The organism is Streptomyces sedi, from assembly GCF_006335015.1.
Taxonomy (GTDB): Bacteria; Actinomycetota; Actinomycetes; order Streptomycetales; family Streptomycetaceae; genus Streptomyces; species Streptomyces sedi.
In genome coordinates, this window is sequence record NZ_VDGT01000018.1 from 57810 (window position 1) to 76050 (window position 18241).

Consider the following 18241-nt stretch of genomic DNA (forward strand, 5'->3'; position numbering starts at 1 on the left):
TCACTTCGCGGGCGGACGGGGCGGCGGGAAGCGGTCAGACGTCCAGGCTCTCGCCCGGCGGCCCGTCCTCGGTGTCGGGACCGGTGTCGGGATCGGTCGGCTCGCGGTCGAACCCGCCGCTCCGGTCGATGTGCCAGAAGGCCCAGTCGTAGTCGTCGTCGGGCCGGTAGTCGACGGCGATTCCGCCCGTTTCCGTCCCGAGCGTCACGAGGTAGACCACCTCAACCGACTGGCCGGAGCGCACCGAGTCCGGCCCGTCGCCGGCGCGGTGGACGTCGCCCAGCCGCATGCCCTCCCCGGTGAACGCCCGCAGCGCGTCGCCGGTGAGGGATATGTCGCCGTCGGACTCGTTGATCAGCGTGACGGTCACCTGCCCCCGGAGCCCGTCGCCACCGAGCGGCGCGAGGCGGACGACCAGCCCGTCGGCGTAGACCACCTCGTCGCCCGGCACGGCGAGATAGTCCGAGCCGACGCGGCTCTCCACCTCGACGTAGCGGGACAGTTCGATCACCAGCAGCACGGAGAGCACGGCAGCCACCACCGCGGCTCCCGAGCCGATCCACATGCCGCCGAGCGCCACCCGCCGGTTGGTGGCCGCGCCGCGCTTGGCGCGGCCGGAGCCGACCAGCCCGCAGCCGACCGCGAGCAGCCCGAGCAGCAGACCGAGGGGGCTGAGGTAGAAGGTCCAGCACAGCGCGGCGGCGCCCACGCCGAGCGCCAGCGCGAAGGCGCCCGTGGCGTTCCGCGGCCCGCGGGGCGGAGCCGGGGGCCAGGGCGCGAAACCCTGCTGGGGAAAGCCCGGTTGGGCGAAGCCGGGCGGGGCGAAGCCGGGCTGGGTGTAGCCGGGCGGGCCCGGCGGCTGCTGGGGGAACGCTCCGGTGACCGGCGGTCCGGGGAACGGGGGCCCGGCGAACGGCGCGGCGGGAACGGGCGGCGGCGGGCCCTGCGGGGGCGGAGGCGGCAGCGAGCCCGGCGGCGGGGTGCCCCGGCCGCCGGCCGGCAGCGACGGCGGCGGCGGGGTCCTGGGCGCCTCATCGGCCTTCGGCCGGCTCGGATCGGGCTGCTGGTCAGCGGTCACGGCACCTCCACGTTCGCCTGCGCCCAGCCTACGGCCAGCCGGGGGCCATCGTCCCCGCCCCGCCCCCGGACCGGTCCCGGCCTACGATGTGATCACGTCCGTCTCCCAGGAGGGTGTTGTGTCACAAGCACCGGAAGCCCCCGCCGTCGGCGGTGATCTGGCCCGCTTCGTCGCCGGGTTGCCCAAGGCCGAACTGCACGTGCACCACGTGGGCTCCGCCTCGCCCAGGATCGTCGCCGAGCTGGCCGCCCGACACCCCGACTCGCCCGTGCCCAAGGACCCCGAGCTGCTGGTCGACTACTTCACCTTCCGGGACTTCGCGCACTTCATCCAGGTCTATGTCTCGGTCGTCAAGCTGATCCAGACCCAGGACGACATCCGGATGCTGACCTACGAGGTCGCCAGGGACATGGCCAGGCAGTCCATCCGCTACGCCGAACTCACCGTCACGCCCTACTCGTTCGGCCTGCGCGACATCCCGGACGAGGCGATCGTCGAGGCGATCGAGGACGCCAGGGTGAGCGCGGAGCGCGAGCTGGGCGTGGTGCTGCGCTGGTGCTTCGACATCCCGGGAGAGCTGGGGATCCCGGCGGCGGACGGAACGTTGCGGCTGGCGCTGGACCAACAGCCCGCGGGGCTGGTCTCGTTCGGGCTCGGCGGCCCCGAGCGGGGCTGGCCGCGCGCGCTGTTCAAGCCGCACTTCGACCAGGCGATCGCCGCGGGGCTGCACAGCGTGCCGCACGCCGGGGAGACGACAGGGCCGGAGACCGTCTGGGACGCGCTCGGCTCGCTGCGCGCGGAGCGGATCGGCCACGGCACCAGCGCGGCCCAGGACCCGGAGCTGCTGGCCCATCTGGCGCGCACCGGCGTGCCGTTGGAGCTCTGCCCGACCTCGAACGTGGCGACCGGCGCCGTCCCCTCGCTGGCCGCGCACCCGCTGCCGGCGATGGTGGAGGCCGGGGTGCGGGTGACGATCAACACCGACGATCCGCCGATGTTCGGCACCGACCTGAACAGCGAGTACCTGGTCGCCGCCCGGCTGTTGGGCCTGGACGCCGCCGGGGTCGCCGACCTGGCGCGGAACGCGGTCACCGCGTCGTTCCTCGACCCGGCCGGCCAGGCCACGCTGCTCGCCGAGATCGACGCCCACCTCGCCGCATGGGTGGCGTGATCGCGGTCGCCCACAGGGGCGACCCCTACCGCGTCCGGGAGAACACCCTGCCCTCGTTCACCTCGGCGGCCGAGGCCGGGGCGCGGGCCGTGGAGTTCGACGTGCGGCTGACCTCGGACGAGGTGCCGGTGGTGGTCCACGACGCCACGCTGGAGCGGCTGTGGGGCCATCCGGTGCGGGTGGCGGCGGTGAGCGCGGCGCGGGTGCGGGAGCTGACCGGCGGCGGGGTGCCGACGCTTGAGGCCGCGTTGGCGCACTGCGCCGAGCTGGGCGTGCGGGCGGTGCTCGACCTGCCGGAACGGTCCGCCGTCCACGCGCGGCTCGTCGCCGAGGCGGTGCGGGCGGCCGGGCACGGCTCGCGTGTCTGGTACTGCGGCGACCCGGGGGCGCTGCGCGCGGTGCGCGGGGTCGACCAGGACGTGGAGATCGCGCTGACCTGGAAGCGCACCGGGCCGCCCAGGCCGTCGCTGCTGGCCGAGGTCCGGCCGCGCTGGCTCAACTACCGTCTGGGGCTGGTCGATCGGGAGACGGTGGAACGCGCGGCGGACGCCGGCTACCAGGTGGCGGCGTGGACCGCCGACAGCCGGCGCGTGATGCGAAGGCTGCGCGACCTGGGCGTCACGATGGTCATGAGCAACCGGATCGGCACGCTGCGCGCCGTCCTGGACGAGGAACGGCGCGAGGACTGATCCCGCGCCACGGGCGCGCTGAGGGGGCGCGGGGCGGATCACCCCGCGCCCCCTCAGCCGGCTCCGGACGGCCGGCTCAGAGCGCGGTCATCACGTGCTTGACGCGCGTGTAGTCCTCCAGCCCGTAGGCGGAGAGGTCCTTGCCGTAGCCGGACTTCTTGAAGCCGCCGTGCGGCATCTCGCCGACCAGCGGGATGTGGGTGTTGATCCAGACGCAGCCGAAGTCCAGCGTCCTGGACATCCGCATGGCCCGCGCGTGGTCGCGGGTCCAGACGGAGGAGGCCAGGCCGTACTCCACGCCGTTGGCCAGGGCGACCGCCTCCTCCTCGTCGCCGAAGCGCTGCACGGAGATCACCGGGCCGAAGACCTCGCGCTGGACGATCTCGTCGTCCTGCTCGCAGTCCACCACCACGGTCGGCGCGTAGAAGTAGCCCTGCTCGCCGACCCGGTGGCCGCCGGTGGCGACCTTGGCGTGGGCGGGCAGCCGCTCCACGAAGCCGCTGACCTTGGCGAGGTGGTCGGCGTTGTTGAGCGGGCCGTAGAAGCAGTCGGGGTCGGCGACGTCCCCGGTGCTGACCTCGGCGGTGGCCTGGGTCAGGGCGGCGACGAACTCGTCGTAGCGCGAGGTGTGCACCAGCACGCGGCTGGCGGCGGTGCAGTCCTGGCCGGCGTTGAAGAAGCCGGCGTCCCTGATGCCCTCGACGGCCGCCGCGAGGTCCGCGTCCTCGAAGACCACACAGGGCGCCTTGCCGCCCAACTCCAGGTGCACGCGCTTGAGTTCGGCAGCCGCGCTGGTGGCGACCTCGGTGCCGGCACGGACCGATCCGGTGATGGAGACCATCGCCGGCGTCGGGTGCTCCACCATCAGCCTGCCGGTCTCGCGGTCGCCGCTGAGCACGTTGAAGACGCCCTTGGGCAGGATCTCCGAGATCAGCTCGGCGGCGTAGGAGAGGGAGGCGGGGGTGGTGTCGGACGACTTGATCACCACCGTGTTGCCGGCGGCCAGCGCCGGGGCGAACTTCCAGACCGCCATCATCAGCGGGTAGTTCCACGGCACGACCTGGGCGCAGACCCCGACGGGCTCGCGGCGCACGAAGGAGGTCAGCCCCTCCATGTACTCGCCGGCGGCCTTGCCCTCCAGCATCCGGGCGGCGCCGGCGAAGAAGCGGATCTGCTCCAGCATGGGCGGCAGCTCCTCCGCCCGGGTCAGCTCCAGCGGCTTGCCGGTGTCCCGGCACTCGACGGCCAGCAGCTCGTCGGCGTTCCGCTCGAAGGCGTCGGCGATCCGCAGCAGCGCCAGCTGCCGGGTGGCCGGGGTGGCGTCCCGCCAGGCCGGGAAGGCGGCCTCGGCCGCCGCCATCGCGGCGTCCACGTCGGCCGCGCCGGAGAGCGGCGCCGTGGTGTACGGGGCGCCCGTCGTCGGGTCGATCACCTCGCTGGTCCGCCCGTCGGCGGCCTCCCGGAACTCCCCGTCGATGTGGTTCCTGACCCGACGCGTCTCGGTGGTCACACCGGCCCTCCTGACTTCCGACTCCGTTGCCGTGGAACGTTCACCCTAGCCCCAGGTCCCCGCCGCGCGACAGCGCGCGAGCGAGAGATCCGACGCCGAACGGGCCCCGCGGCCGGAAGAACCATGCGTCCGACCCCCTTGGCGAGAAACTTCTTCCGCCCGAAGGCCGGGCCCTCCCCGCTGTCGACCGCCGGGCCCCGGGCGCGTTGTCCACCGTCCGGTGGATTACTCGCATCATCCGACGCGTCGGATGATGTTCGGAGGCGGCGCTGTGTCAGCGTGCAGGGTGTCGGACACGGCCGGCGTGCCCTCGTTCCGGCGAACGGGGCGGGCGGCGGTCGGCGAACCCAGCGGAAGGTGCCCCGAACATGGCCCCACCCGACAACGAAGAAGTCCTCTGGGCGCGCGATCTGGAGCACGCCCACCGCGGCTCCCCCGCGCTGCTCGGCGTCTCCCTCGGGGTGCGGCAGGGCGAGATCCTGGCCGTCACCGGGCCGCGCGGCGCCGGCAAGTCCACGCTGCTGGGCTGCCTCTCCGGGCAGCTGCGGCCCGACGCCGGCGAGGTGTGGTTCAACGGCGTCCCCGTCCACCAGCTCGCCCCCGCGACGGTGGACCGGCTGCGCCGGGAGCGCTTCGGCTGGGTCGGCGAGACCCCCCAGCTGGTGCCCGAGCTGACCGCCTGGGAGAACGCGGCGCTGCCGCTGCTGCTCTCCGGCGTCGGCGGGCGCGAGGCGCGCCGGACCGTCTCCGAGTGGCTGGAGCGGCTGGACATCGCCGACTGCGCCCGGCTGCGGCCCGGCGCGCTGCGCCAGGCGCAGCGCCAACGGGTCGCGATCGCACGGGCGTTGGCGCACAAGCCGGACGTGCTCTTCGCCGACGAGCCGACGGCGCCGCTGCACCGCGCCGACCGGGCGCAGGTGCTGCGCACCCTGACCACGGCGGGCCGCACCCACGCGATCACGGTGGTGCTGGCCAGCCACGACCCCGAGGTGGCGACGCTCGCCGACCGGTGCGTCGCGCTGGAGGACGGGCGGGCGACCGCCGCCGAGACCGTGGAGGAGGACGGGGTGCCATGCTCGCTCTCCGGCTAGCCCGAGGCTCAGAACCCGCGACGTTGGCCCGCCGGCTGCTGCTGGCGGGCGCGACGGCGGGCGTCGGCTTTCTGCTGCTGGGCGCCCTGGCGGGCGCCGCGGCCCATCCCGGCGACGGCCGGCTGGGCGCGCTGCGGCTGCTGTGGTGCGCGGTGCCGCTGGCCTTCACCGCCCAGCTCGCGGTGGCCGTCGCGCGGGCCGACCCGGCGGGGCTGCCCCGTTCCGGGCTGCACGCGGCCGGGCTCGGCCGCACCAGGCTGCCGCTGCTGGCGGCGCTCTCCACGGCGGTGGCGGGGCTGGTCGGCAGCGTGCTGGCGCTGCTGGTCTTCCTCCAGCTGCGGGGCGATCTGTCGCGGCTGCCGTTCGACGGGGCGGCCGTCGGGCCGTTGAACGGCGGCGGTTCGCTGCCGCTGGGCGCCGCGATGACGCTGCTGGCGGTGGCGCCGGCGACGGCGGCCGGCGCCTCGGCGCTCGCGGTGCGCGGCGCGGGGGCGCCGATGCCGGCGCCGGCCGGGCTGCCGTGGGGGACGGCGATGATCGCCGGCGGTCTCGCGCTCGGCACGCTGGCGGGCGAGCCGGCGGCGGAGCCGGGGCGCGGCTGGCTGCCGCTGCCGGAGCCGCTGGACACGGTGCCGTTCGGCGTGGTGGGCGGCTGGCTGCTGATCGGGGTCGGGGTGGTGCTGGCCGCGCCGGCGCTGAGCTATCTGTGCGGGCGGGCGCTGGCCTTCGGCCAGCCGTCGGCGCTGCGGCTGCTGGCCGGACGGGGCCTGGCCGACGAGGCGCGGCGGCTGGGCCGCCCCGTGGGCGCGCTGACGGTGGCGGTCGCCGCGGTGCTGGCGGCCGAACGGCTGGGCGCGCTCGGCGAGTTCGGGTTCTTCGGCGCGCTGGGCACGGCGGTGGTGCTGGTGGCGGCGGCGGGCAGCGTCGTGACCGTGACGGAGCAGCTGCGGGGCGAGCGGAGCGAGGCGCTGGCCGCGCTGGCGCGGGTGGGCACCCCGCGCCGCACGCTGCGCGCGGCGGCGGCGCTGCGGGGCGCCGCGCTCGCGGCTGTCTTCGCGCCGCTGAGCTGGTGCGTCGCCGAGCTGCTGCTGTTGGCGGCCGGCGCCTGAGACGCACGGACGGCGGCCCCCGAGCGTGCTCGGGGGCCGCCGCCGTGCGCGGGAGCGGTCAGGGGAGGGTGACGTCAGCTCCCGGGGCGGGTGGGCAGCGCCAGATACGGCGGGAACTCCACCTCGGCGATCCCGCCCGCGCGGACCCTGGCCGGCAGCACCGGGACGCCGACCGTGCCCTCGGGCGGGTCGACGCGCACCAGGTAGTGGCCTGGCGGCACATGGGCGAAGCCGAACCAGCCGGAGCCGTCGGCGACCGCCGAGCGTCGCTCCCCGGCGCCCAGCGGCACCAGGGTGACCTCGGCGCCGTCCAGCGGGGCGCCGTCGCGCAGCGCGAGCGCGCCGGTCAGATGGCCCTCGGCGGGCGCGTCCTTCCACTCCATCTCCGGCACCCGGGCGTCCCCGGCGAACGGCGCCTCGGGTCCCGTCGTCAACGCCTCGGCGAGCGCGGCCCGTTCCTCGGCTGCCGAGGTGTCGGGCACGTCCATCGAGGGGCTGGCGTAGGCGTATCCGCTCCAGCCGGCGACGGTGTTGCCGGCGGCCGTGGGGGCGAGGGCGAGACGGGCCTGCGCGAGGCTGTCGGCGACGGAGTTGAGATAGAGCGCGGGCCCGTTGACGGCCTGCCGGTCGCCCTGGACGTCGGCGAGGAACTCGGACCACTCGGCGAACATCGCCCGCTGGTCCGGCTGCCAGTCGCGCTTGTAGTTCATGGCCACGACCGTGTCCATGATCCCCTCGTCGAGCCAGCCGGCCCAGTCCTGGAGCACCTCGCGGTAGGTGCGGGTCTCCTCGAAGCCGCCGACGGCGCTCGGCCCGTTGCCGTAGGTGATGGCGTCCATCGACAGCCGCGCCCGGGGGTTCTCCTCCCAGACGCCCAGATAGATCCGGCGCACCAGGTTGGTCACCTGGTCCCGGCGCCAGTCGCTCCAGGCCGCGTCGTCGGGGGCCGGCACGTCGTCGCGGCCGGTGGCGGCCCGGAACCTGGCGAGTGACACCTCGTTGTAGCCCCAGTCGCTGTGGGTGGTCTCCGCGCTGCCGTCGGGGTAGCGGACGTAGTCCAGGTTGACGCCGTCCACGTCGTACTCGCGCACGATGCTGCGGATCGCGGACTCGACGTAGTCGACGGCGTCCGGGTGGCCGGGGTCGATGTAGGTGTTGGCGCCGACGAGTTCGGTGCCGTCGGCCTGCCGGTTCAGCCAGCGGTCGGCGCCCTCGGCGCTCGGGCCGTGCTGGTGGTAGACGTGGTCGGGCGAGGTGGGCGGGGTCGCCGAGTTCCACAGGGTGTTGACGTTCACCCAGGCGTGGACCTCCAGGTCGGCGGCGTGCGCCTGGCGGATCACCTCGTCCAGCGGGTCGTAGGGCGCGGGGTCGATCGCCGCGTCGGTGCGCGGGTAGAGCGCGCGGTTGCAGAAGCAGTCGTAGCGGCGCGCGGTCTGCACGATCAGCGCGTTGGCGTTGATCGCCTCGGCGTCCTCGATCAGCGTGCTGACCTGCTCGGGGGTGTAGATGCCCTCGTTGAAGGCGTCGACCCAGTAGCCGCGCCACTGCTCCGGCGCCGGCTCCTCGGCCCGGGGCTCGCCGGCCCGGGGCTCGTCGGCCGCCGCGGGGCCGGCCGCGGCGAGGCCGCCCAGCAGGACGCCGACGCAGGCGAGGGGGGTCAGCAGGGTCCGTCTCATGCGGGTTTCTCCAGGGGGAGTTGACGACTGCGCCGACAATTTACTTCGCCAGGAGCAGCCCGCATAGACGAAAACTTTCACCTTTTTATGGAAGTTGATCGGGCAGCGCCACGATCTCCTCCGGGTCGAAGCGCACCCCGACCCGTTCTCCCACCTCGGGCGCCGCGCGCAGCGGGCAGGACGCCTCCAACGGCGGTGCGCCGCCCCCGGGTTCGAGCAGCAGCAGCACATGGTCGCCCCGGAAGGTGCGGGCCGTCACCTCGCCCGTCAACGGCGCTCCCTCCGGCGGCGTCAGCCGCACCCCGGAGGGCCGCACCAGCACGGTCCGCGCCCCCGGCGCGGTGCCTGCCGGCACCGGCAGCGCGCCCCAGGGAGTGCGCGCCCCCTCCGCGTCGACGTGCGCCGGCGTCACGTTGCGGAAGCCGAGGAAACGCGCCACGAACGCGTCGGCTGGCCGCCGCCACACCTCGACCGGGGCCCCGACCTGCACCACCCGCCCGTCGCGCATCACCACCACCCGGTCGGCCAGCGCGAACGCCTCCCCTTGGTCGTGGGTGACGGCCAGCACCGTGCTGCCGAGCCGGGCGAAGAGCTGCCGCAGCTCCACCACCAGCCGCTCGCGCAGGTCCCGGTCGAGCTGCCCCAGCGGCTCGTCGAGCATCAGCAGCCTCGGATCGGGCGCCAACGCGCGTGCCAGCGCCACCCGTTGCTGCTCCCCGCCGGAGAGCGAGGCCACGGCGCGCCGCCCGGCGCCCGGCAGCCCCACGAGGTCGAGCAGCTCGGCCACCCGACCCGCCGCCTCCTCACGTGACCGCCGCCGCATCCGCAGCCCGAAGGCGATGTTGCCGGCCACGTCGCGCTGCGGAAACAGCTGGTGGTCCTGGAACATCAGCCCAAGACCCCGCCGGTGCGCGGGCACCCCGCGCTGGTCGCGACCGGCCAGCCGCACCGCGCCCTCGTCCACCGGCGTCAGCCCGGCGACCGCCCGCAGCAGCGTCGACTTGCCGCTGCCGCTCGGCCCCAGCACGCAGACCACCTCGCCCTCGGCCACCGACAGCCGCACGCCGTCCAGCGCGGCGCGCGCGCCGTAGCGCACGCGCACCCCGTCCAGTTCCAGCAGGCTCATCCCGTTCTCCGTTTCCCGCCGCGTCAGAGGGTTCCGACGCTCAGAAGGTTCCGGCGGAACGGCTCGGCGCCAACCGTTCCAGCGACAGCAGGGTCACCGCGCACACCAGCATCAGCACCACGCTCAGCGCCATCGCCTGCCCGTAGTTCTCCGCCCCCGCCCGCCCCAGCAGCCGGGCGACCGCGACCGGCAGCGTCGGCTCGTCGGGCCGCGCGAGAAAGACCGTGGCGCCGAACTCGCCCAGCGAGACGGCGAACGCGAAGCCCGCGGCCACCAGCGCCGAACGCCACACCAGCGGCAGGTCCACCGCACGCCAGGCCCGCCACGGCGAGGCGCCGAGCACCGCCGCCGCCTCCCGCAGCCGTTCGTCCACCGCCCCCAGCACCGGCACCAGCACCCGCACCACGAACGGCACGCCCACCAGCGCCTGCGCCAACGGCACCAGCACCCACGACGACCGCAGATCCAGCGGCGGCTCGTCCAGCGCGATCAGGAAGCCGAAGCCGACGGTCACCGCGGAGGTGCCGAGCGGCAGCATCAGCAGCGCGTCGAACCCCCTGGTCAGCCGCCCGGCCCGGCGGGTCAGCGCGACGGCCGCGCAGCCGCCGACCAGCAGCGCGATCGCCGTCGCCGCGGCGGCGAACCGCAGCGAGTTCCCCACCGCCTCCGCCGGCGCCACCAGAAACGTCCCGTCGGCGTGCGCCAACGCCCGGTAGTGGTGCAGCCCGTAGCCGTCCGGGCCGGCCAACGACCGTTCCACCAGCACGCCCAGCGGCAGCGCCAGCAGCAGCGCCACCGTCGCCAGCACCCCGCCCAGCGCCGTCCACTGCACCCAACCGCGCGGCGGACGCGCCGTGCCCGCGGGATCGACCAGCCGCAGCGCGCCAACCCGCCGCCGGGTCACCAGCCGGTGCGTCACCAACAGCGCGACGACCGCGGCCAGTTGGACCAACGTGAGCACGGCGGCCGTGTCCAGCCGCAGCAGCTGCGCCGTCTGCCGGTAGATCTCCACCTCCAGCGTCGCCCGGCCAGGCGAGCCCAGGATCTGGATCACCCCGAACGAGGTGAAGGTGAAGAGGAAGACCATCAGCGCCGCCGCCGCGACCGAAGGCGTCAGCGCCGGCAGCGTCACCCGCCGCCACGCGGCCAGGCGCCCGGCGCCCAGCACCCGCGCCGCCTCCTCCTGCCGCGGGTCCAGCTGCGCCCACAGCCCGCCGACGGTGCGCACCACCACCGCGTAGTTGAAGAAGACGTGCGCCAGCAGGATCGCCCACACCCCGTCGTCCAGCCGGACGCCGAACGCGTCGTCCAGCACCCCGCCCCGCCCCACCAGGGCCAGGAACGCCGCGCCCGTCACCACCGTCGGCAGCACGAACGGCACGGTCACGGCCGCGTGCAGCACCCGCCGGCCCGGGAACCGCAGCCGCGCGAAGACATAGGCGCCCGGCAGCGCGAGCGCCAGCGTCAACGCGGTGGAGGCCGCCGCCTGCCAGCAGGTGAACCACAGGACCCGGAGCGTTCCCGGGTCCCCCAGCACCTCCGTCAGCCGGCCGAACCGCCAGACGCCGTCCTCCCGCAGCCCGCGCCCGACGATCGCGGTCACCGGGTAGCCGAAGAAGACGACGAAGAACAGCAGGGGCGCCACCAGCAGCGCGCCCCTGACCAGGGCGGAACGCGTCACCTGACGACCAGGTCGGTCCACTCGTCGATCCACTCGTCGCGGTGCGCCGCGATGTCCTCGGGCGCCACCTCGTGGACCTCGTCGACGGGCTCGACGTACCGGGCGAACTCCTCGGGCAGCGCCGCGTCCTCGCGCGCCGGCAGCACGAACATGCTCAGCGGCATGTCCTCCTGGAACGGCAGCCCCAGCAGGAAGTCCAGCAGCGCCCGGCCGCCCTCCTCGTTGGCCGCGCCGTCCAGCAGCCCGGCGAACTCGACCTGCCGGAAGCAGGTCTCCGCCGCCACCCCGGTGGGCGCCCGCTCGGGCCGCTCGTCGCCGCCGTAGACCACGCCGGCCGGCGGGCTGCTGGCGTAGGAGACCACCAGCGGCCGGTCGCCACCCTGCCCGGCGCCGGAGAACCGCTCGTTGTACGCCTGTTCCCAGCCCTCGACCACCTCGACGCCGTTCTCCCGCAGCGACTCCCAGTACTCCCCCCAGCCGTCCTCGCCGAAGGCGGCGACGGTGGCCAGCAGAAAGCCGAGGCCGGGTGAGGAGGTGGCCGCGTTCTGCACCACCAGCAGGTCGGCGTAGGCGGGGTCGGCCAGGTCCTGGAGGGTGCGCGGCGGCGCGAGGTCGCGCTCGTCGAACCAGGCGCGGTCGTAGTTGACGCAGATGTCGCCGGTGTCGACCGGGGTGACCCGGTGCTCCTCGTCGTCCAACCGCAGCTCGTCCGGCACGTGTTCCAGCCCCGCCGCCTCGTGCGGGGTGAAGATCCCGGCGTCCAGGGCCCGGGAGAGCAGGGTGTTGTCCACGCCGAAGAGCACGTCGCCCTGCGGGTTGCCGGCGGAGAGCACCGCCTGGTTGACGACCACGCCCGCGTCGCCGGCGCGCAGCAGCTTCACCCGGTAGCCGGTCTCCTCGGTGAACTCCTCCAGCACGGCGTCGGAGACCAGGAACGACTCGTGGGTGACCAGCACCACCTCGTCCCCGCCCGAGCCCCCGCCCTCGTCACCGCCGCCGTCCGAGCCGCAGGCGGTGAGCGCCCCGAGTCCGAGGACGAGCAGGGCCGCCGTGGCCCGTTGGATGCTGCTGCGCTGCATGACGTCGCTTTCTACGCGCGGGCGGACGCGGGCAGCACGAGAGGAGGTCCGAACTTCCTACCCAGCATGACCTGGGCGAGGTTCGAGGGTCTGCGGCCGGTGCCGCACTCTCAGCGCTGCGAGCGCTCCCCTGTCGGATGTCCGCGCGCCGAGGCGCACGGATGATACGCAAATGTTCGAATGCCAACGATAACAGCACGGCCCGCACGCCCGATCCGGCGGACCGGCGTGCGGGCCGAGGCCCGGGGCGTTCAGCCCTCGGCGGCGAGCTGGCCGCAGGCGGCGGCGATCTCCTGGCCGCGGGTGTCGCGCACCGTGCAGGCCACGCCCCCCGCGTTGACCAGCCGCACGAACTCCCGCTCCACCGGCTTCGGCGAGGCGTCCCACTGCGAGCCGGGCGTCGGGTTCAACGGGATCACGTTGACGTGGACCAGCTGCCCCAGGTGCTTCCGCAGCCGCTTCGCCAGCAGCTCGGCCCGCCACGGCTGGTCGTTCACGTCCCTGATCAGCGCGTACTCGATCGACACCCGCCGCCCCGAGGTGTCCGCGTAGTACCGCGCCGCGTCCAGCACCTCGGACACCGACCACCGGTTGTTGACCGGCACCAGGGTGTCCCGCAGCTCGTCGTCCGGGGTGTGCAGCGAGACGGCCAGCCGCACCTGCATCCGCTCGTCCGCCAGCTTCCGGATCGCCGGCGCGAGCCCCACCGTGGAGACCGTCACCGACCGCTGCGAGATGCCGAGCCCCGCCGGCGCCGGGTCCGTGATCCGCCGCACGGCGCGTATCACCCTGGCCAGGTTCGCCAGCGGCTCGCCCATCCCCATGAAGACGATGTTGGACAGCCGCCCGGGGCTCGGCTCGCCCGCCTCGTCGACCATCAGCCCGTCCCGCATCACGGCGGCGGCCGAGCGCACCTGGTCGACGATCTCGGCCGTCGAGAGGTTGCGGTCGAGGCCCGCCTGGCCCGTCGCGCAGAACGGGCAGGCCATCCCGCAGCCCGCCTGGCTGGAGATGCACAGCGTGGCCCGGTCCGGGTAGCGCATCAGCACGCTCTCCAGCAGCGTGCCGTCGTGCGCGCGCCACAGCGTCTTGCGCGTCGCGCCGTCGTCGCACGCCAGCGCGCGGACCTCGGTGAGCAGCGGCGGCATCAGCGCGTCCACCAGCCGCTTCCGGGAGGCGGCCGGGATGTCGGTCATCTCCTCCGGATCGACGGTCAGTCGGGAGAAGTAGTGGTGCGACAGCTGCTTGGCCCGGAACGGCTTCTCCCCCAGCTCGGCGACGGCCGCGGCGCGCTCGTCCGAGGACAGGTCCGCCAGGTGGCGCGGCGGGAGGCCGCGCTTGGGGGCATCGAAGACAAGGGGAAGGGTAGACACAACACTCGATTGTGGCACGGTGCCGGACCTCCGTGCGCCACGCCCGGGAGGGGGTGCGGCACGGGCGGTGCCGCACCCCCTCGGCTACAGCTCGCAGCGCGCGCCGTCCGGCGGGGTCTCCAGTGCGACCAGGTAGTCGACGACGATCTCGTCGATGCACGCGTGGGGCTTGGTCAGCGCCGCGCCGTGCTGCGCGCCGTCGACGGTCAGCAGGCTCCCGCCCAGGGCCTCGGCCAGGTTGATCCCGCCCTGGTGCGGGGTGGCCGGGTCCCCGGTGACCGAGACGGTCAGCGTCGGCGGCAGGTCGACCTCGCCCGAGGCATAGGGGCCCGACCGCGTCGGCGGCGCCGGCCACGCCTCGCACACGTGGTGGTCCTCCCCCACCGGTCGGCCGTCGTCCAGTATCGGGGCGACCTCACGCATCCGGCGCCCCCGTTCGGCCAGCTCCTCCGGCGTGCTCCGCGGCCAGTCCATGCAGCGCACGGCCGTGAAGGCGTCCATCAGCCCGCGGTAACGCCCGTCCGGGCCCCGGTCGTTGATGAGGTCGCTCAGCGCGAGCAGCCCGTCACCCCGTCCCTCGGCCAGCTCGCCGAGCGCCTCCACGAGTTGACCCCGCAGCGACTCGCTCCGCAGCCCGGCCAGCGTGCCGGTGATCGCCAGGTCGTACCCCAGCCCCCGCCCGTCGGCGGTGGGCGCCGGCTCGTCGCGCAGCGGACGCGTCAGCGCCTGGAACTCCTCGGTGCTCCGGGCCGGGTCGCCGCCCAGCGGGCAGTCCGCCTCGGCCGCGCACTCCTCGGCCAGCCGGTCGAAGCCCTCCTGGCCCGCCGCCGCCTGGGCGACCATCAGCTCGTCCGCGCTCCGCTTCGGGTCGACCGCGCCGTCCAGCACCATCGCCCGCACCCGGTCGGGGAACGCCTCCGCGTAGGCCCCGCCCAGCTCCGTTCCGTAGCTGTAGCCGAGATAGGTCAGCTTCTCGTCGCCCAGCACCGCGCGCAGCACGTCCATGTCCCGCGCGATGTCCCGGGTGCTGACGCCGGCCAACGCCTCGTCGCCGCCCACGCTCTCCGCGCACCGCCGCGCCACCTCGGCCGCCGCCTCGGCGTCCGGAACGACATCGGTCTCCAGCGCGGCGTGGAAGCCCTCCTCGCGGTCCTCCTCCTCGTCGGTGAAGCAGTCCACCCGCGGCAGCGAGGCCCCCGCGCCTCTCGGGTCGAAGCCGACCACGTCGAACCGCTGGCCGATCGCCCCCTCCGTCCACATCGGGTTGGACGCGGCCATCGCGGCCACGAAGTTCATCCCCGAACCCCCCGGGCCGCCCGGGTTGACCAGCAGCGAACCGATCTTCTCCCCGTCCCTCTCCCCGCCGGCCCGTATCCGCAGCAGGGCCACCTCGCCGCTCGCGCCCTCCGGATCCGCGTAGTCCAACGGGACCCGCACCCGGGCGCACTCCAGGCGCTCGTCGGCGAACAGCTCCTCGTCGACGGCCGTCGTGGCGTAGGGCGCGCACGGCTCGAACGCGACCGTCTGCTCGTGGAACGCCGACAGGTCGGGCGGCGACTCGTCGGGCGGGGCGTCCTCGGTCGTGCTCGTGCAGGCGGACGCCAGAAGCAGCGTGACGGCCGCGATGACGAGCCGTCGCGCAGGCGAACGGAACACGGGTTCTCCTCGGTGATGGGTGGCTCGGGTCGTGGTGCGCGACCGACGCTAGGACCGCGCCGTGCCGGTCCGGATCGCCCGAAGGGCTCGGGTGCTCGACCGAAGTCGGAGGCGGGGCTCCGACTTCGGGGGGAGGTGGCGGCGCGCCTCCCCGGCCTAGGGTCGCGGTCGTGGACCGAGGGGAAGAGAGCACGCGCGGGGCGGCCCGCGACCGGCTGGTCGACGGCGGGCTGTTCGCCCTGGCCGTCGCGGTCGCGGTCGCGACGATGGCGCTGCGGCGGGACCTCGCCCCGACGGTGCCCCGCTGGGTGATGGACCTGGACGTCGTCGTCGGGGCGCTCGGCTGCCTCGCGCTGTGGTGGCGGCGGCGTCACCCGCTGGTCATCTGCGTCGTCCTGGTCGCGTCGACCACCGTCTTCGAGGGCGCCTCGGCCGCGGCGCTGGCCATGCTCTTCACCGTGGCGGTCCACCGCACGGCGCGGGAGGCCGTGCCGCTGGCCGCTTGCAGCGTCCTCGCGCACACCGTCTTCCAGGTGGTGCGGCCCGAACCCCTGCTGCCCGCCTGGATGTTCCTGGTCTGGATCGTCACCGTGCATGTCGCCGTCGTCGCGTGGGGCCTGCTGGTGCGCAGCCACCGCCAGCTCGTCGCCTCGCTGCGTGAGCGGGCCCGCGCCGCCGAGACCGAGGCCCGGCTGCGCACCGCACACGCCCGCCACGAGGCCCGCGAGGAGCTGGCCCGGGAGATGCACGACGTCCTCGGCCACCGGCTGTCGCTGCTCACCGTCAACGCGGGCGCGCTCGCCTACCACCGCGAGGCCACCGCCGAGGAGACCCAGCGCGCCGCCGAACTGATCCGGGAGAACGCCCACCGCGCGCTGCGTGACCTGCGCGAGGTCATCGCCGTGCTGCGCGCCCCGGACGGCGACGTGCCGCTGCCGGAGGCCGTCGACATCGCCGAACTCGTCGAGGAGGCCAACCGCGCCGGCGCCGTCGTCCGGCTGCGCGACGAGTCCGGAGTCTCCACCGGCGCCCACCCGGTGCCCACGGCGGTGGGCCGCGCCCTCTACCGCTTCGTCCAGGAGGGGTTGACCAACGCCCGCAAGCACGCGCCCACCGCGACCGTCGCCGTGACCATCACGGCGGAGCCCGGCGCCGGCCTGAGCGCGGAAGTCGTCAACGAGCCGCCGCCCGGGCGGTTCGCCGCGGCACCGACCGGCTCGGGGGCGGGGCTGCTGGGGCTGGGCGAACGGGTCGCGCTCGTCGGCGGCGACCTGCGGCACGGCCCGACGGGCGGCGGCGGATGGCGGTTGGGCGTCCGGCTACCGTGGACGGCGTGACCAGCCGGGCACCGGGCGCCGACCCGGCGGACGACGCGACCGTCGACGTGCTCATCGCCGACGACGACCCCGTCGTGCGCTTCGGACTGACGGTGATGCTGCGGGGCGCCGCCGATCTGCGGGTGGTCGCCGAGGCCGACGACGGCACCCGGGCCGTCGAGTTGGCCGTGCGGCACCGGCCGGACGTGGTCCTGATGGACATCCGGATGCCGGGCGTGGACGGCATCTCCGCCACCGAGGCCCTGCACGCCCGCGTCCCGGCGACGCGGGTCGTGGTGCTGACCACCTTCGACTCCGAGGGGCACGTGCTGCGGGCGCTGCGCGCGGGCGCCGCCGGCTTCCTGCTGAAGGACACGCCGCCGGACGAGCTGGTCGTCGCCATCCGGCAGGCCGCCGGCGGCCGGCCGGTGCTCTCCCCCGAGGTCACCCGCCGGCTCATCGACCGCGCCGTGTGCGCGCCGCCGCCGCGCGACGCCCGCGCGGACGCGGCACTCCGACGGCTCGACTCGCTCGCGCCGCGCGAACGCACCGTGGCCCTGGACGTCGGCGCCGGACGCTCCAACGCCGAGATCGCCGCCCGCCACCACGTCGGTCTGGCCACGGTCAAGACCCATGTCTCGGCGATCCTCACCAAACTCGACCTGAGGAACCGCGTGCAGATCGCCCTGCTCGTCCACGACGCCGGACTCACCCCGCAGCGGTGAACGCCCGCGGGCACGGGGCGTTGCTCGACGACGGGCGTTACTCGACGCCGACGAAGACCGCGAGCAGCAGCCAGACCACCGGGGCCGTGGGCAGCAACGAGTCCAGCCGGTCCATGATCCCGCCGTGTCCCGGCAGCAGCGACCCCATGTCCTTGATGCCCAGGTCCCGCTTGATCATCGACTCGCCGAGGTCGCCCAGCGTCGCGCTGATCGCCACCCCGAGGCCCAGCAGCACGCCCTGCCACCAGGTGCCGTCGTCGATCAGCCACATCATCGAGAGGGCGCCGGCGACCGCGGCGAAGAAGACCGCTCCGGCCAGCCCCTCCCTGGTCTTGCCCGGACTGATCCGGGGCGCGAGCTTGGAACGGCCGAACCGCCAACCGACGGCGTAGGCACCGGTGTCGCTGACCACGGTGAGCAGTATGAAGACCGCCACCCGCCACTGCCCGTCGTCGGCGGCCAGCATCAGCGCCACGAAGCTGGCGAGGAACGGCACGTAGAACGCGGCGAAGACGCCGGCGGTCACGTCCCTGAGGTAGTTCTCCGGGGAGGAGAACATCCGCCACAGACAGGTGGCGAGCACCGTGAGCGCCATCGCCGACCAGGCGCCCTCGGTGCCCCCGAGGTACCCGGCCACGACGGTGGCCACGCCGCCCAGCGCCAGCGGCACCAACGGCACCCGGACGTCCTTGCGTTCGACGAGCCGGGTGGACAGCTCCCACAGGCCGACGACGACGGCCGCCGCTATCACGACGAGGAAGGCGGGCCGGTAGACGAAGAGCGCGGCGAGGACCACGGCGCCGAGCCCGACCCCGACCCCGACGGCGGCCCGCAGGTCACGCCCGGCGCGCTTCTTCCGCGGAGGGGCCGGGGGTTCGGCCGGTGCCCGCCCGGTGGCCGGGGTCGGCCCCCAGGTTGATTCGTTCACGGATGACAGAGTCTCTCTCGGTCCTGGTGTTTC

At 74.7% G+C, this 18241-nt stretch carries 15 protein-coding genes; 6 read left to right on the top strand and 9 right to left on the bottom strand.

What is annotated here, in order from left to right; all coding sequences use genetic code 11:
- Nucleotides 1-34: 34 nt before the first annotated feature.
- Complete coding sequence (locus FH715_RS21305; RefSeq protein ID WP_139647775.1) at nt 35-1078, bottom strand: hypothetical protein; 1044 nt, start codon at nt 1076-1078, stop codon at nt 35-37.
- A 118-nt stretch (nt 1079-1196) separates the two neighbouring features.
- Here FH715_RS21305 and FH715_RS21310 point away from each other — a divergent pair, with 118 nt between their 5' ends.
- Nucleotides 1197-2249, top strand: a complete 1053-nt coding sequence (locus tag FH715_RS21310) for an adenosine deaminase (RefSeq protein WP_139647777.1) — start codon at nt 1197-1199, stop codon at nt 2247-2249.
- Nucleotides 2237-2938, top strand: a complete 702-nt coding sequence (locus FH715_RS21315; protein WP_139647779.1) for a glycerophosphodiester phosphodiesterase — start codon at nt 2237-2239, stop codon at nt 2936-2938. The genes FH715_RS21310 and FH715_RS21315 overlap by 13 nt, the downstream gene beginning before the upstream one ends.
- A 76-nt stretch (nt 2939-3014) precedes the next feature.
- Here FH715_RS21315 and FH715_RS21320 read toward each other — a convergent pair whose 3' ends face one another.
- On the bottom strand, nt 3015-4448 hold the full coding sequence (locus tag FH715_RS21320; protein ID WP_139647781.1) for a gamma-aminobutyraldehyde dehydrogenase: 1434 nt from the start codon (nt 4446-4448) through the stop codon (nt 3015-3017).
- Nucleotides 4449-4816: 368 nt separating this feature from the next.
- Here FH715_RS21320 and FH715_RS21325 point away from each other — a divergent pair, with 368 nt between their 5' ends.
- Together FH715_RS21325 and FH715_RS21330 are read left to right on the top strand one after the other, a co-directional pair.
- Entirely contained in the window at nt 4817-5539 is a 723-nt protein-coding gene (locus FH715_RS21325; RefSeq protein ID WP_139647783.1) for an ABC transporter ATP-binding protein, read from the top strand.
- Entirely contained in the window at nt 5521-6648 is a 1128-nt protein-coding gene (locus FH715_RS21330; protein WP_139647785.1) for a hypothetical protein, read from the top strand. The genes FH715_RS21325 and FH715_RS21330 overlap by 19 nt, the downstream gene beginning before the upstream one ends.
- A 74-nt stretch (nt 6649-6722) precedes the next feature.
- On the opposite strand, the gene FH715_RS21335 is transcribed toward FH715_RS21330, so the two are convergent.
- The 6 genes from FH715_RS21335 to FH715_RS21360 form a co-directional block, all read right to left on the bottom strand.
- Nucleotides 6723-8324 (bottom strand): family 10 glycosylhydrolase, encoded by a 1602-nt coding sequence (locus FH715_RS21335; protein WP_139647787.1) that lies wholly within the window; start codon nt 8322-8324, stop codon nt 6723-6725.
- A gap of 85 nt (nt 8325-8409) precedes the next feature.
- Complete coding sequence (locus FH715_RS21340; protein WP_139647789.1) at nt 8410-9450, bottom strand: ABC transporter ATP-binding protein; 1041 nt, start codon at nt 9448-9450, stop codon at nt 8410-8412.
- A 40-nt stretch (nt 9451-9490) separates the two neighbouring features.
- On the bottom strand, nt 9491-11098 hold the full coding sequence (locus tag FH715_RS21345) for an ABC transporter permease (RefSeq protein WP_139647930.1): 1608 nt from the start codon (nt 11096-11098) through the stop codon (nt 9491-9493).
- Between the two features lie 29 nt (nt 11099-11127).
- Complete coding sequence (locus FH715_RS21350; RefSeq protein WP_139647791.1) at nt 11128-12210, bottom strand: thiamine ABC transporter substrate-binding protein; 1083 nt, start codon at nt 12208-12210, stop codon at nt 11128-11130.
- Between the two features lie 251 nt (nt 12211-12461).
- Nucleotides 12462-13583: a dual-specificity RNA methyltransferase RlmN gene (rlmN, locus tag FH715_RS21355; protein ID WP_139647793.1), complete on the bottom strand. Its 1122-nt coding sequence runs from the start codon at nt 13581-13583 to the stop codon at nt 12462-12464.
- A gap of 84 nt (nt 13584-13667) precedes the next feature.
- Nucleotides 13668-15239: an alpha/beta hydrolase gene (locus tag FH715_RS21360; RefSeq protein WP_139647794.1), complete on the bottom strand. Its 1572-nt coding sequence runs from the start codon at nt 15237-15239 to the stop codon at nt 13668-13670.
- A gap of 170 nt (nt 15240-15409) precedes the next feature.
- Between FH715_RS21360 and FH715_RS21365 the strand changes: the two genes are divergently transcribed.
- Nucleotides 15410-16576 carry a sensor histidine kinase gene (locus FH715_RS21365; protein WP_211367727.1) on the top strand — a complete coding sequence of 389 codons (1167 nt, stop codon included), beginning with the start codon at nt 15410-15412 and terminating at the stop codon, nt 16574-16576.
- On the top strand, nt 16540-17280 hold the full coding sequence (locus FH715_RS21370) for a response regulator (protein WP_139647797.1): 741 nt from the start codon (nt 16540-16542) through the stop codon (nt 17278-17280). Before FH715_RS21365 ends, FH715_RS21370 begins: the two co-directional genes overlap by 37 nt.
- 37 nt (nt 17281-17317) lie before the next feature.
- Here the strand turns inward: FH715_RS21370 and FH715_RS21375 are convergent, their stop codons facing one another.
- Nucleotides 17318-18208: a phosphatidate cytidylyltransferase gene (locus tag FH715_RS21375; RefSeq protein WP_170184787.1), complete on the bottom strand. Its 891-nt coding sequence runs from the start codon at nt 18206-18208 to the stop codon at nt 17318-17320.
- Nucleotides 18209-18241 lie beyond the last annotated feature (33 nt).